The 13,466-nt window shown below is 57.9% G+C and carries 14 protein-coding genes and 2 tRNA genes; 14 read left to right on the top strand and 2 right to left on the bottom strand.

Annotated features, from left to right (window positions below; genetic code table 11):
- The first annotated feature begins 60 nt into the window (after positions 1-60).
- From ACEN8Z_RS04185 to ACEN8Z_RS04175, 3 genes are all read left to right on the top strand, one after another.
- A tRNA-Phe gene (locus ACEN8Z_RS04185) sits at positions 61-136 on the top strand.
- A gap of 319 nt (positions 137-455) precedes the next feature.
- Positions 456-857 carry a hypothetical protein gene (locus ACEN8Z_RS04180; protein WP_495596872.1) on the top strand — a complete coding sequence of 134 codons (402 nt, stop codon included), beginning with the start codon at positions 456-458 and terminating at the stop codon, positions 855-857.
- 368 nt (positions 858-1,225) lie between these two features.
- Positions 1,226-2,032 (top strand): TSUP family transporter, encoded by an 807-nt coding sequence (locus tag ACEN8Z_RS04175; protein WP_495596871.1) that lies wholly within the window; start codon positions 1,226-1,228, stop codon positions 2,030-2,032.
- 30 nt (positions 2,033-2,062) lie between these two features.
- Here ACEN8Z_RS04175 and ACEN8Z_RS04170 read toward each other — a convergent pair whose 3' ends face one another.
- Positions 2,063-2,512: a hypothetical protein gene (locus tag ACEN8Z_RS04170; protein WP_007995334.1), complete on the bottom strand. Its 450-nt coding sequence runs from the start codon at positions 2,510-2,512 to the stop codon at positions 2,063-2,065.
- 254 nt (positions 2,513-2,766) lie between these two features.
- Between ACEN8Z_RS04170 and ACEN8Z_RS04165 the strand changes: the two genes are divergently transcribed.
- The 4 genes from ACEN8Z_RS04165 to ACEN8Z_RS04150 all read left to right on the top strand — a co-directional run bounded on the left by ACEN8Z_RS04165 (position 2,767) and on the right by ACEN8Z_RS04150 (position 5,783).
- Positions 2,767-3,825: a PDDEXK nuclease domain-containing protein gene (locus ACEN8Z_RS04165; RefSeq protein ID WP_495596870.1), complete on the top strand. Its 1,059-nt coding sequence runs from the start codon at positions 2,767-2,769 to the stop codon at positions 3,823-3,825.
- 68 nt (positions 3,826-3,893) lie between these two features.
- Entirely contained in the window at positions 3,894-4,868 is a 975-nt protein-coding gene (locus ACEN8Z_RS04160) for an alpha/beta hydrolase family protein (RefSeq protein ID WP_495596869.1), read from the top strand.
- 36 nt (positions 4,869-4,904) lie between these two features.
- Entirely contained in the window at positions 4,905-5,321 is a 417-nt protein-coding gene (locus ACEN8Z_RS04155) for a hypothetical protein (RefSeq protein WP_007995339.1), read from the top strand.
- Positions 5,322-5,327: 6 nt separating this feature from the next.
- Positions 5,328-5,783 (top strand): hypothetical protein, encoded by a 456-nt coding sequence (locus ACEN8Z_RS04150; RefSeq protein ID WP_495596868.1) that lies wholly within the window; start codon positions 5,328-5,330, stop codon positions 5,781-5,783.
- Positions 5,784-5,854: 71 nt separating this feature from the next.
- Here the strand turns inward: ACEN8Z_RS04150 and gabP are convergent, their stop codons facing one another.
- Entirely contained in the window at positions 5,855-7,246 is a 1,392-nt protein-coding gene (gabP, locus tag ACEN8Z_RS04145; RefSeq protein WP_008046522.1) for a GABA permease, read from the bottom strand.
- 563 nt (positions 7,247-7,809) lie between these two features.
- Here gabP and ACEN8Z_RS04140 point away from each other — a divergent pair.
- The 7 genes from ACEN8Z_RS04140 (at position 7,810) to ACEN8Z_RS04110 (ending at position 13,337) form a co-directional block, all read left to right on the top strand.
- Entirely contained in the window at positions 7,810-8,583 is a 774-nt protein-coding gene (locus ACEN8Z_RS04140) for an ABC transporter ATP-binding protein (protein ID WP_007972784.1), read from the top strand.
- Positions 8,584-8,596: 13 nt separating this feature from the next.
- The gene (locus ACEN8Z_RS04135) at positions 8,597-9,346 is read left to right on the top strand and encodes an ABC transporter substrate-binding protein (protein WP_495596867.1); all 750 of its coding nucleotides are present in this window, start codon (positions 8,597-8,599) and stop codon (positions 9,344-9,346) included.
- A gap of 77 nt (positions 9,347-9,423) precedes the next feature.
- Complete coding sequence (locus tag ACEN8Z_RS04130; RefSeq protein ID WP_495596866.1) at positions 9,424-10,119, top strand: ABC transporter permease; 696 nt, start codon at positions 9,424-9,426, stop codon at positions 10,117-10,119.
- On the top strand, positions 10,116-10,805 hold the full coding sequence (locus ACEN8Z_RS04125) for an ABC transporter permease (protein ID WP_108230823.1): 690 nt from the start codon (positions 10,116-10,118) through the stop codon (positions 10,803-10,805). Before ACEN8Z_RS04130 ends, ACEN8Z_RS04125 begins: the two co-directional genes overlap by 4 nt.
- On the top strand, positions 10,786-12,015 hold the full coding sequence (locus tag ACEN8Z_RS04120; RefSeq protein WP_495596865.1) for a methyltransferase: 1,230 nt from the start codon (positions 10,786-10,788) through the stop codon (positions 12,013-12,015). Before ACEN8Z_RS04125 ends, ACEN8Z_RS04120 begins: the two co-directional genes overlap by 20 nt.
- Positions 12,016-12,358: 343 nt before the next feature.
- On the top strand, positions 12,359-13,183 hold the full coding sequence (locus tag ACEN8Z_RS04115; RefSeq protein ID WP_495596864.1) for an FkbM family methyltransferase: 825 nt from the start codon (positions 12,359-12,361) through the stop codon (positions 13,181-13,183).
- 78 nt (positions 13,184-13,261) lie between these two features.
- Positions 13,262-13,337, top strand: a tRNA-Thr gene (locus tag ACEN8Z_RS04110).
- Positions 13,338-13,466: the final 129 nt, after the last annotated feature.

The following is a 13,466-nucleotide window of genomic DNA, read 5'->3' as shown; positions in this document are numbered from 1 at the left end:
AAAATTTTTTTGAAAACTTGCTTGACGACCCCCTGAAAAACCCGTTTAATGCGCCCCGTTGCCCAGATAGCTCAGTCGGTAGAGCAGGGGATTGAAAATCCCCGTGTCGGCGGTTCGATTCCGTCTCTGGGCACCAAATACCGAAAACCCTGAATCGCAAGATTCAGGGTTTTTTTATGCCTGCGATTTGATTATGCACTGGCCCGGTCACCTTCAAAGCGACAATTCCCCACCTCCTATCACTACATCCGCCAGCATCCGCAACGGTTGCCGGGGCCGAGTCCTGAAAAGCTTCCGACATTGGAGATCACCCTCTTCCTGGCAGTATTTGGCCTGTAAGAACGCTCCGTATGCTTTAACGGAAACGGATGACATACGCCGATCTTCAGTTTGTGCAGAATCGAAAGAGGAGCTGCCGCATAACCGGGAGCAGATGCACAACAGAGATATAGGCAATGACTGACGCCATCAAACCAGACGTCGAAACCGCTGAGTTATTTACTGAACAAGAAATCAGAACTTTCAGTTTTGATATTCGGCAGTCAGCATTGCTGCACAAATTCGCCGAAGAGTTGACCGCCATCGGCGGGCCTCAAGCACCAGGAGCCAGGTCCAAAGCCTCTCTGGCAGCCACCGAATTAAAGTTCTTGTTTTCGAAAGACCAATGCGAGCTGCTGGATGCCTATTCCGATGGCCTTAACTCGTATCGTTTTTCGGTCAATGACGACGCCTCGACCTTTGAGAAAACGGCTTACACCGCACTTTGCCAGGGCGTGGGTGAAGCAACTCCCGTCGAATACACGCTGCCCCGGGAATCGGCCATGGTCATCAAAGACAACAGACGGGCCTTGGTTTAATGCCAGTCAGTTAAGTGGTAATGCGATCTGTAGCAGCTGCCGAGCCCGCGAGGCTGCGTTCGGCTGCATAGCAGTCGTGGGCCCTGCTGACGCGGTCTGCCTGACGTACCGCGATTACTGGTTTTACGACTGCTTCGCAGCCGAACGCAGCCTCGCGGGCTCGGCAGCTGCTACAAAGGGTGTCGCGGCTGAAATTGCTTAACTGACTGGCATTAGGCCCTGGTTCGTATTTTCGGACTTTCAAAATTTTCTTCCCCTATCGTTGTTTCAGACAACCCGTTAGTGCTGCAGGGCTGATTTTTATGTGATCAGGCTGTTGAACGACCAGTCATGTGATTAATGACCAATAACCATAAAGAGAGAATGCAATGTCTTGGGATGTAGTAGGCATGTTGGCGCTCGTCGCTTTTTGCGCCGGTTTTTTTGATGCGATTGCCGGTGGCGGCGGCTTGATCACCTTGCCTGCATTGTTCCTGGCAGGTGTAGATCCGATCAGTGCGATTGCCACAAACAAGTTCCAAGCCGCTTCGGCAACTGTTTCAGCAACGGTAACCTTTGCTCGCAAAGGCATGATCGAGTGGCGCGAAGGCCGCTTCCTGGTTATCTGCGGATTTATTGGCGGCGCCAGTGGCGCCTTGCTGGTCAGCTCTATTGATAAGCGCTATCTGGAGGTTTGCGTGCCTATCATGCTGATTCTGGTAGCCATCTATTTTGCGCTTTCTCCAAAGCTGGCCAGTGAAGATCGACGCAAGAGAATCGGTGTTCTGCTTTTTTCGTTTACCGTGGCGCCGATCCTGGGCTTTTACGACGGTATATTTGGCCCCGGGGTGGGCTCTTTCTTTATTGTCGGATTTGTACTGCTCTGCGGCTTGGGCATGATGCGGGCCATGAGTTTTACCAAACTTGCCAACGCCTCATGCAATCTCGGTTCGCTGTCGGTCTTCATTACCAAAGGTGTGATTATCTGGCCGGTAGCCATAGCCATGGCTTTGGCGGCCTTCATCGGCGCTCAATTAGGTGCACGGGCCGCTGTTCGGGTCGGACCACGGTTGATCAAACCCATGTTGATCGTGGTCTGCTGCGCCCTGGCCATCAAGCTGCTGAGCGTAGAAACCAACCCTTTACGCGTTGCACTCATCCAAGCGTACGCGGGTGTTAACAACGAACAACCCTGAGTCGCAGGACTCAGGGTTTAAAGCCTCTCGTTAACTCGCATCATTCCAGTGGAAAACCAGGTTACGGGCTGCACCACTGCCAACATCTGCAACGTCATGCCGTGTTTCGCCGTTGCGCGTTGCAATGACCGTGTACTTACCGGCAGGCAGTTTCACGTAAACCAGCGGACCGGCGTTATTGAGCGTCAGCACGGTTTGCCCCGGGGCTTTCTGAATAACGACGGTCACGTCAGGAATGTATTCATTCCTCGACCCGACAGAAAACGTCATGTGCAGGTTGTAACCAGTGGTCTGCTGGATGGCCTTGGACTCATCCTCACCGATACCGCCGGACAGGTAGGCGATGCCGTTTTGCTCCTGGCTTTGCACCTGCACGCCCGTGCTGTCGATGGGCTCAAGACTGGTGGCGGGCGACATCGCTGGAAACATCAGCACGCCGACGGCGGTGAGGGGCAATAGGAGTGAATGGAGGTATTTCATGATGACGACTCCCGGGCTCTGCAGAACCCAATCGTTACATCCTTTGGATTTCCAGCCGGAGGGAGGGGTTTTAGATTGATTTGACCTGAGTACGAAACGTACTACGCCATTTGTTCCTCCGCCCTCGCCCAGATTCAGACCCGTCCTGCCCGCAAACCCGGCATTTCCTGCCTGCTTCTCAGTAACTCCCGGCATCTTCGAAGGGGGCTCACTTGTCATTCTCTTTCGCTGTTCAACCTGCTGCGGAAGACCTCATGACGACCCTGACACCCAACGACACTCACGACCCATATCTCGCATCACTGTCTGGCAGCCTTGGCAAATTGATCCATCAGGCACGTCAGAAGGCGCTTCGGGCGGTCGATACCGTTCAAGTGCAAACCTGTTGGCAGATCGGGCGGCACATCGTTGAGTTCGAACAAAACGGCGCACGACGGACGAGGTATGGCAAGGAGTTGCTGTCGACCCTGGCAAACAGGCTTATGGCAGATTTCGGGAAGGGTTTTGACGAGACCAATCTGCGAAAAATGCGCCAGTTCTATCAAGCCTTTCCAATTCGTGACGCACTGCGTCACGAATTGAGCTGGACCCACTACCGCCACCTGCTTCGGGTCGACAACGACAGCGCCCGTCTCTGGTACATGAACGAATCAGCCACCCAAAACTGGTCAAGCCGCGCCCTGGAACGCCAGATCAATACGTTGTATTACGAACGCCTGCTGGCAAGCCGCGATCGCGGCAGCGTCAAGCAGGAGGCCGCTACCAACATTCAGAACATGAAAGCTCGCCCTCGGGATTTCATCCATGATCCGGTGGTACTGGAGTTTCTGGGTTTACCCAATGCCGGCAAGCTTCAGGAAAGCGAGATCGAACAAGCGCTGATCGAACAACTGCAAGGCTTCTTGCTGGAACTGGGCAAGGGCTTCGCGTTCATCGCCCGCCAGCAACGCATCAGTACCGACAGCAAAGACTTCTACATTGATCTGGTGTTCTACAACTACTTGCTCAAGTGCTTCGTCATCTTCGATATCAAGCGCGGTGAACTGACCCATCAGGATGTGGGGCAGATGGACATGTACGTGCGCATGTACGACGACCTGAAACGCGGCGTGGAAGACGGCCCCACTGTCGGCATCATTCTCTGTGCGCAAAAGGATGAATCCGTGGTGCGTTATTCGGTGCTCGAAGGAAACGAGCAACTGTTCGCCAGCAAGTACAGGCTTGTGCTGCCGAGTGAGGAGGAACTGCGCAATGAACTGGATCGGGAACGGGCGGCTCTTGAAGAGCGGCTGCTCAATCAACCACTGCATTGAGGCCAATGGATTGTTCATCAACGGCATCAAGACTATCGTTGGCAGCTACCCGCAAAGGTCTGACGCCGATGAATTTGCAGGACACGCCTCCACTGGCCGCCACTCGCATCGAGTTGCCGCTGCCGGATACCACCCCCGGCAAACCGTTCAAGGAAACCGCCCCGGACGGCTTCATCCTCGGTGGTTTCACCTGGCGACATCCTTCCCAGGACACCGCTCGTCCGGTCGTGATCATCAATGCCGCCACTTCGGTCCGTTGCCGCCATTACTCGCGCTTCGCCGACTACCTGTTCGCCCACGGCTTCGATGTCATCACCTATGACTACCGCGGCATCGGCGAGTCGCGGCCGGCATCGCTCAAAGGTCTCAAGGCTTCATGGACCGATTGGGGAGCTCTGGATTTCGAGGCGATGCTCAAGCGCGCACAGCGCGAGTTCCCAAGGCAGCCTATCGATGTGGTCGGCCACAGCTTTGGCGGCTGTGCAGCGGGCCTGGGGGCGTCCGGGCACCTGATCCGGCGTCTGGTGACGGTCGGTGCGCAATTCGCTTACTGGCGCGACTATGCGCCGGCCCATCGCTGGCGCATGTTCGGCAAGTGGCATGTGCTGATGCCGCTGGTGACGATGATCTACGGCTACTTTCCGGGCAAACGCCTCGGCTGGCTGGAAGACACGCCCGCCGGCGTGGTCCGTGACTGGAGCCTCTCCACTGCCCGTTACGAGAAACGCCCCAGCGGCCGCACGATCAGCAAAACCAACGGACAGTTGCCCTTTGCCGGTGTCACCGCGCAAACCCTGGCCATCAGCATCAGCGACGATCCCTACGGCACGGTCCCGGCCATCGAACGCCTGCTTGGCTACTTCACCGGCAGCACAAACTCCCACCTGCGTATCCATCCCGAAGACATCGGCGAAGAAGAAGTCGGACATTTCGCCTTTTTTCGCAGCGCATACCAAGCCACACTATGGCCCATTGCATTGGCTTGGCTGCAAAACGGCGAACTGGCCCCCGATACCCCCGGGCGGCGAGTACCGCGCAGCTAAGTCAATTGCCCTTTCAACGAATACGGAACGACGCCCATGGCCTCCGCCAACAAGCAGCAAAAACGCGCCTCCCGCGCCAAGGCCAAGGCCAAGCAGAACCGCACCCAGCGGGCAGCCGCGCCGGTGGAACTGGACCCGAACGACGATCGCATCGACTTCGAATCGGTGGACCTGACCGAACTGTTCAAGAAAATGATCGACGCCGAAAAGATCAGCCAGCAAGCCATGTGCACGGCCTTCCTCGAAGACCCGTTGCTGGAACTGGTGTACGAGCAGGAAGGCGAAGAAGGCGCGATGGACTTCATCCTCGCCGCGCTGATCGAGTATCGCCAATGGTCGGCCGAAACAGACGAAGCCGGCGCCCTGGCGTGGATCGAATCACCGGCCTTCCAGGCCGACTACGTGGCAGCGTCCGACGCCATTGCCGCGCAAACCCAACAGAAACCGAACTGAGTTCCCATGGCCTCCCTGAACAAGCAACAGAAACGCGCCAAGCGTGCAAAAGCCAAAGCCAAGCAGATCAATATCCACGGCAGGAAACCCGCCGCACTGGACGATGATGACCTCGGCCACCTCGCCGAGCCGATCCCGGAATACACCCTGGCGATGTTCAGCAAAATGCGCGACGCCGAAGCCGTCAGCCGTAGCGAAATGCTCTCGGTCCTGCTGACGAACCTCGCCTTTATCATCGTCGACCACCCAGAACTGCTAGACATGGAAAACGCCGACGACGAAGGCATGGCCGCCACCCACCTGGCCGCCGACATGCTGATCGACTACCGCATGTGGGCCGACGGCATGGACCGCGACGCCGCCCAGGCATGGCTGAGCGAGCCGCAGTTCATTACTGACTTCGGCACTGCGCTGGACGCCTACCGCGAGTCGCAGGAAACGCCGGAAGAAAAAGCCGAGTAAGAGTTACGGCGCAAACAAAAACGGCCGCTCGTCATCACTGACAGCGGCCGTTTTGCGTTACGCGGGATGGATCAGTTCAGCACCACCGCACCGCGTTTTTCCAGTTTGCGGCGGCGAGCCACCAGCAAGCCGGCCGCTACTACCAGGGCACTGAGCAGGCCGGTCGCGAGGATTTCCACACGATGGGCATCCTGGAACAGCATGATGGTCAGGGCCGCCACGATGAAGACGATCACCGCGTAGGTCAGGCCAGGGAACAGCCACATGCTGAAGACGATTTTCTCACCACGAGCCATACGCTGCTTGCGCATGCGCAGTTGCGAAATCGCAATCACCAGATACACCAGCAATGCGATGGCGCCGGAGCTGGCCAGCAGGAATTCGAACACGGCAGCCGGGGCCACGTAGTTGGCGAATGTTGCCAGGAACGCTGCGCCGGTGGACAACATCACCGCCCAGTAAGGCGTGCCACTTTTGTTGGTGCGCGTGGACATGGCCGGTGCATCACCGCGCTTGCCCAGGGAGAACAACATACGCGACGACGTGTAGAGCGCCGAGTTCAGGCAACTGGTCACGGCAACCAGTACCACGATGTCGACGATAATCTTGGCATTCGGAATGCCCATGCGCTCAAGCACGGTCTGGTAGGAGCCCAGGCTCGCCAGTACCGGGTCGTTCCATGGCACCAGCGCTACAACGATGAAGATCGATACGAGGTAGAACAAACCAATCCGCCAGATCACCGAGTTGGTGGCCTTGGAGATTTGCTTGCCAGGGTTTTTCGATTCCGCGGCCGCGATGGTCACGATCTCGGTGCCCATGAAGGAGAACATGGTAGTCAGGATCGCGCCCAGTACTGCGCCCATGCCGTTTGGCAGGAAGCCCTGAGTGTCGAACAAGTGCGAAACGCCGCTGACCTGGCTGTTCGGCAGGAAGCCGAAGATCGCCGCTACGCCGAGAATGATGAAACCGATGATCGCCAGGACTTTGATCAGGGCAAACCAGAATTCGAACTCACCATAGTTCTTGACGCTGAACAGGTTGGTCACTGTCAGCAGCATCGTGATCACCAGGGCGAAGGCCCAGATGTCCACGCCAGGGAACCAGGCATGCAGGATGGTCGCGGCGGCGTTGGCCTCCAGCGGGATGACGAGCACCCAGAACCACCAGTAGAGCCAGCCGATGGTGAAACCGGCCCAATGACCGATCGCGCGGTCGGCGTAAGTCGAGAACGAACCTGTGTCCGGCGAGGCAACGGCCATTTCGCCGAGCATGCGCATCACCAACACCACCAACATGCCGGCGGCGGCGTAAGCCAACAGAACAGCCGGACCTGCAGCGGCGATGGCGTGACCCGAGCCGACGAACAAGCCGGCGCCGATAACCCCGGCAATCGACAGCATGGTCACGTGGCGCGGTTTGAGCCCCTGTTCGAGGCCATTAGAGCTTTGGGTACTGCTCATTAAAACTACCTTTGTAAGGAGAAGCGAATGCATGCATCCCGTTCGGCGATCCTTCTCGTAAAAAGAAGCCAACGGGGCGTTCTGGATTCTGCACGCAATAATTGCGCCAAAATGTTTCAAATCCCTCTAGCCCGGCGATCTCGCTTTGACCGGACGGTCATCGCAACCCATTGAATTTAATGGCACTTCGCCAGAGCGTTACCCTGCGACCCACTTTGCGTGACAAACAACGCACCGGAAACACACCTGAAAATGGCCCTGCGCACATTAAAAGTGCACAACCTGTGCATTTGGCCGGATAGCGCTTCCAACACCCCGTCAAAGCTGGCAACATCGCGCCTTTTTTTGCGACAGCCGCCACGCTTTTTATCGACGAGCAAGGTTCAAACGGCTGTTCGGTTGTTGATGGGGCGACAGTCTGCTGCGCCGATGCGACAACCTGCCACACGCCAGCCGTTTACCGTCCGTAGCGCTGTTGGCTGCCATTGAAACGCTATGCTAGGTTGGCCGCCTCGTCAGGAAAGCCGCCAACAGCAGGAGCGCAACATATATGAGGAACGCACATGGCTGAGGCCACGCCCGCGCTTGAAATCCGCAACTTGCACAAACGCTACGGTTCGCTGGAGGTGCTCAAAGGCATCTCGCTGACCGCCCGCGACGGCGACGTGATCTCGATCCTGGGTTCTTCCGGCTCCGGCAAGTCCACGTTCCTGCGCTGCATCAACCTGCTGGAAAACCCGCATCAGGGTCAGATCCTGGTTGCCGGGGAAGAACTCAAGCTCAAAGCCGCAAAGAATGGCGAACTGGTTGCCGCCGACGGCAAGCAGATCAATCGTCTGCGCAGCGAAATCGGTTTTGTGTTTCAAAACTTTAACCTGTGGCCGCACATGAGCGTGCTCGACAACATCATCGAAGCCCCGCGCCGCGTGCTCGGCCAGAGCAAGGCCGAAGCCATTGAAGTCGCCGAAGCCCTGCTGGCCAAGGTCGGCATCGCCGACAAGCGCCACGCCTACCCCGCGCAACTGTCCGGTGGTCAGCAACAACGCGCGGCCATCGCCCGCACCCTGGCCATGCAGCCCAAGGTCATCCTGTTCGATGAACCCACCTCCGCGCTTGACCCGGAAATGGTCCAGGAAGTACTTAATGTCATCCGCGCACTGGCCGAAGAAGGCCGCACCATGCTGCTCGTGACCCACGAAATGGGCTTCGCCCGTCAGGTCTCCAGCGAAGTGGTGTTCCTCCACCAGGGCCTGGTGGAAGAGCAAGGATCGCCACAGCAGGTGTTTGAAAACCCGCTTTCGGCACGCTGCAAACAATTCATGTCCAGCAACCGCTAACGGAGCTACCCACATGCAGAACTACAAAAAGGTCTTCCTGGCTGCCGCCGTCACCCTGGCGTTCAGCGCCGGTGCCATGGCCGAAACCCTGAAGATGGGCATCGAAGCGGCTTACCCGCCGTTCAACAATAAAGATGCCAGTGGCAATGTCGTCGGCTTCGACAAAGAGATCGGCGACGCCCTGTGCGCCAAGATGAAAGTCGAGTGCTCCGTCGTGACCTCCGACTGGGACGGCATCATCCCGGCCCTCAACGCCAAGAAGTTCGACTTCCTGATCTCTTCGATGTCGATCACCGACGAGCGCAAGCAAGCGGTGGACTTCACCGATCCGTACTACTCCAACAAGCTGCAGTTCATCGCCAAGAAAGACATCGACTTCAAAACCGACAAGGCGGCGCTCAAAGGCAAGATCATCGGCGCCCAGCGCGCGACCCTGGCCGGTACCTTCCTGGAAGACCACTATGGTGACGACATCACCATCAAGCTCTACGACACCCAGGAAAACGCCTACCTCGACCTGACTTCCGGCCGTCTGGACGGCATCCTGGCCGACAAGTACGTCAACTATGAGTGGCTGAAAAGCGACGCCGGCCGTGCCTACGAGTTCAAGGGCGATCCAGTGGAAGAAAGCGACAAGATCGGTATTGCCGTGCGCAAGAAGGACCCGATCCGCGAGAAGCTGAACGCCGCCCTGAAAGAAATCGTCGCTGACGGCACCTACAAGAAAATCAACGACAAGTACTTCCCGTTCAGCATCTACTGATCCTGACTGCCTGACCGGCGCCGTCCCTTGACGGCACCGGTTCTCGGCATTGCCTGCCGCGATTTGAAAAGAAATCCATGATTATCGACCTCTACGGATTCGGCCCGGCGCTCGCCGCTGGCGCGCTGATGACTGTGAAACTGGCACTCTCGGCCCTGTGCCTGGGGCTGGTGCTCGGTCTGCTCGGCGCCTTGGCCAAGACTTCCCCGTACAAGCCACTGCAATGGCTTGGCGGCACTTATTCGACCCTGGTTCGCGGCATCCCGGAATTGCTCTGGGTGCTGTTGATCTACTTCGGCACGGTCAACCTGATGCGTGCCCTGGGCGAGTTCTTCGGCAACCCCGACCTTGAACTCAACGCCTTCGCCGCTGGCGTGATCGCGCTGGGCCTGTGCTTCGGCGCCTACGCCACGGAAGTGTTCCGAGGCGCGATCCTCGCCATTGCCAAAGGCCATCGTGAAGCCGGCGTGGCCCTGGGCCTGTCGAAGTGGCGCATCTTCACCCGGTTGATCATGCCGCAGATGTGGCGCATCGCCCTTCCGGGCCTTGGCAACCTGTTCATGATCCTGATGAAAGACACCGCGCTGGTGTCGGTGATCGGCCTGGAAGAAATCATGCGTCACGCGCAAATCGGCGTGACCATCTCCAAACAGCCGTTCACCTTCTATATGGTGGCCGCATTCATGTATCTGGGCCTGACGGTGTTGGCGATGACTGGCATGCACTACCTGGAAAAACGTGCCGCTCGCGGCTTCGCGAGGAGTACCCAATGAACTGGGAAGTCATCATCAAGTGGCTGCCGAAACTGGCCCAGGGCGCGACCCTGACCCTGGAACTGGTGGCCATTGCGGTGATCGCCGGTTTGCTGCTGGCCATTCCACTGGGCATCGCCCGCTCGTCGCGCCTGTGGTGGGTACGGGCATTTCCCTACGGCTACATCTTCTTTTTCCGGGGTACGCCGCTGCTGGTTCAACTGTTCCTGGTCTACTACGGCCTGGCGCAGTTCGACGTGATCCGTAACAGCTCGATGTGGCCGTACCTGCGCGATCCGTTCTGGTGCGCCACGGCGACCATGACCCTGCATACCGCGGCCTATATCGCCGAGATCCTGCGCGGTGCCATCCAGGCGATTCCACCGGGCGAGATCGAAGCGGCGCGAGCACTGGGCATGTCCAGACCCAAGGCGCTGATCTTCATCATGCTGCCCCGTGCCGCGCGCATCGGCCTGCCGGCCTACAGCAACGAAGTGATCCTGATGCTCAAGGCCAGCGCCCTGGCCAGTACCGTGACCTTGCTGGAACTCACCGGCATGGCTCGCACCATCATTGCCCGGACCTACCTGCCGGTGGAGATCTTCTTCGCCGCGGGCATGTTCTACCTGGTGATGGCCTATGTGCTGGTGCGTGGCTTCAAACTGCTGGAGCGCTGGTTGCGCGTCGATGCCTGCCAAGGGCGTTGAGGATTGCGTGTTGACGGGCGAGGCCCTGCTCGCCCGCTTCACCGCGCTGGATGCTTTTCTGACAGAGCATCAGGCACTGTGGAAACCCCGGCCGTTCACTCATCTACAGCTACCCTGGGAAGCGTCCTACCCGGAGCTGGCCGCATGGCTACGCGAGCGGTCGCTGGAAGACGCGGAAAACGCTCATAACCAACCCGCCCTCCTGAAAGCACCGGAGCCCTTTGCTTCCTTGGCAAGGATGTCCGTTGCCTTGAGTGCCGTGGATGAGTTGCCTGCGCGCACACTCGAAGCGGCCGGCCATCGATTGAACGTCGATGTGCCGGGGCGTAAATGGCAGCAGATTGAAGCCTTCGCCAGTCGATTGCAGTTTTCCGAGGCTCCGCAGCATTGGCTGGACTGGTGCTCAGGCAAGGGGCATCTGGGGCGCCGCCTGCTGCAACCTGGGCAACAACTGACTTGCCTGGAATACGACCCGGCACTGGTAACCAGCGGCCAGGCACTCAGCCAACGCCATCACCTGCATGCGCTGCATATCGAACAGGATGTGCTCGCGGCAGACGCAACTTCTTTACTGAGTGCGAATCACACACCTGTCGCGCTTCACGCCTGCGGTGATTTGCATGTGCGGCTGATTCAACTTGCCAGCGCGACAGGCTGCAAACAACTCGCCATAGCGCCATGTTGCTACAACCGGATCAGTCTGGCCGACTACTCACCGATTTCCTCAGCCGCCCAAAGCTCCGGCCTACAGCTTTCCCTCGACGACCTCGCGTTGCCCATGAGTGAAACCGTTACCGCCGGTGCCCGTGTGCAACGTCAACGTGACACCTCCATGGCCCGACGCCTGGGCTTCGACTTGCTGCAACGGCAACTGCGCGGCATTGACGAATATCTGCCAACCCCTTCCCTCCCCAGCGCCTGGCTGGACAAATCCTTCGCCGATTACTGCCATCACCTGGCCGCACTCAAAGAGTTATCCACAATCGGCCCGCAAGATTGGCCAGCCCTCGAAGCTGCCGGTTGGCAGCGACTGGCTGAGGTGCGCAACCTTGAGCTACTACGTGGACTGTTCCGACGTCCGCTGGAGCTTTGGCTGGTCCTTGACCGGGCACTTTTCCTCGCCGAGCGGGGCTACAGTGTCCGCGTCGGCACCTTTTGCGAAACCCCACTCACCCCGCGTAATTTCCTGCTCCTGGCTGAACACGCTTAAATACACCCAGCTTGTGGATAACTCTGTTGATGAAATTATCGTGGATCCAAGATCCATGCCTGTTTCAGGGCTAAAATCACGCTGTTCATTTTTTGTACACCTGCATAAAAAATCGAAAAAACAGGTATTTGCGGACAAATGAGAACGGATCCACAAATTCGACCTAAACCCAGTGCGCTGCCAACTGCATTGTGCATAAGCATTTAATGAAAACGACATAAATGCCTAATCCCGGACCGCAGACGGGGGAAATTGCACCGATTCATTACTCTTGTTATACACACACGCAAGGGCGCCAGCAGCGCGGCCACGAACAAGAACATTCTTACGACAGGATGCGCCAGTGACGTTCATTTCCTACGCACAGAATTTCGAAGACATACGCCTGTGGCGCGCCCTCAAAACCGTCGAGAACGGCTTCTACATCGACGTCGGGGCAAACGATCCGACCCATGACTCGGTCACCAAGGCGTTCTACGACAACGGCTGGACCGGCATCAACGTCGAACCGATGCCCAACTACTACGAAGCCCTGTGCCAGCAACGCCCCAAAGACACCAATCTGCAATGTGTGGCCGGCGAAAACGCCGACAGCCTGACCTTCTACGGCATCGCCGATACCGGCCTCTCGACCGTCGACCCGGCCATGGCGCAGATGCACAAAGACGCCGGTATGGACGTGCGCAGCCAAACCGTCCAATCCCGTACCCTGACGTCCATTTGCGAAGAACACGCCCGGGGCCGCGACATCCACTTCCTGAAAATCGATGTCGAAGGCCACGAAGAAACCGTCCTGCGCGGCATGGACTTCACCCAGTGGCGGCCATGGGTCATCCTCATCGAAACCCCGTGGGAGCGCGACCAAACCTGGGAAACCCTCGTCACCGACGCTGGCTACCACTCCATCCTGTTCGACGGCATCAATACCTACTACCTCGCCGAAGAACACCTGAACCTCAAACCCGCCTTCGACATCCCGCCGTGCAACCTGGACGAATTCCGGTTCTGCAAAGGCCACAACTTCAGCCACCCCGTCAGCGACGCCGAAAACCAGCTCGCCGCCGCCTTGCAACGCGCCGAACAGGCCGAAGCACAACTGCGCGCGATGCAAAACAGTCGAACCTGGCAAGCCATTCAGAAACTCAAGAAAACCCTGCTGCGCGCCTGACCTGAAGCTCGCGTAAAAATAGTCAAAATTCAGGGGTTTACAGAACCAATCCAATCGCTATAATCGTCGCCCTGACACGCCGGTATAGCTCAGATGGTAGAGCAACTGACTTGTAATCAGTAGGTCCCGGGTTCGATTCCTGGTGCCGGCACCATACAAGGTTCCAGAGAAGGCTTTCAAAATCTCTGGAACCCCCGAAAAACCCGCCTTCTGGCGGGTTTTTTCGTTTTGGGGTTCCATCGGTTTCCGTCAGAAACTGGTGGATTCCAACCGTTTTAAGGGT

The organism is Pseudomonas sp. Pseusp10 (assembly GCF_059492225.1).
This window is presented reverse-complemented; position numbering and strand designations above follow the sequence as displayed.

Excerpts from the sequence above, each read along its gene's own strand:
- ACEN8Z_RS04180 (WP_495596872.1), top strand. The coding sequence starts at position 456 with ATGACTGACGCCATCAAACCAGACGTCGAAACCGCTGAGTTATTTACT.
- ACEN8Z_RS04175 (WP_495596871.1), top strand. The coding sequence starts at position 1,226 with ATGTCTTGGGATGTAGTAGGCATGTTGGCGCTCGTCGCTTTTTGCGCC.
- ACEN8Z_RS04170 (WP_007995334.1), bottom strand. The coding sequence starts at position 2,512 with ATGAAATACCTCCATTCACTCCTATTGCCCCTCACCGCCGTCGGCGTG.
- ACEN8Z_RS04165 (WP_495596870.1), top strand. The coding sequence starts at position 2,767 with ATGACGACCCTGACACCCAACGACACTCACGACCCATATCTCGCATCA.
- ACEN8Z_RS04160 (WP_495596869.1), top strand. The coding sequence starts at position 3,894 with ATGAATTTGCAGGACACGCCTCCACTGGCCGCCACTCGCATCGAGTTG.
- ACEN8Z_RS04155 (WP_007995339.1), top strand. The coding sequence starts at position 4,905 with ATGGCCTCCGCCAACAAGCAGCAAAAACGCGCCTCCCGCGCCAAGGCC.
- ACEN8Z_RS04150 (WP_495596868.1), top strand. The coding sequence starts at position 5,328 with ATGGCCTCCCTGAACAAGCAACAGAAACGCGCCAAGCGTGCAAAAGCC.
- gabP (WP_008046522.1), bottom strand. The coding sequence starts at position 7,246 with ATGAGCAGTACCCAAAGCTCTAATGGCCTCGAACAGGGGCTCAAACCG.
- ACEN8Z_RS04140 (WP_007972784.1), top strand. The coding sequence starts at position 7,810 with ATGGCTGAGGCCACGCCCGCGCTTGAAATCCGCAACTTGCACAAACGC.
- ACEN8Z_RS04135 (WP_495596867.1), top strand. The coding sequence starts at position 8,597 with ATGCAGAACTACAAAAAGGTCTTCCTGGCTGCCGCCGTCACCCTGGCG.
- ACEN8Z_RS04130 (WP_495596866.1), top strand. The coding sequence starts at position 9,424 with ATGATTATCGACCTCTACGGATTCGGCCCGGCGCTCGCCGCTGGCGCG.
- ACEN8Z_RS04125 (WP_108230823.1), top strand. The coding sequence starts at position 10,116 with ATGAACTGGGAAGTCATCATCAAGTGGCTGCCGAAACTGGCCCAGGGC.
- ACEN8Z_RS04120 (WP_495596865.1), top strand. The coding sequence starts at position 10,786 with ATGCCTGCCAAGGGCGTTGAGGATTGCGTGTTGACGGGCGAGGCCCTG.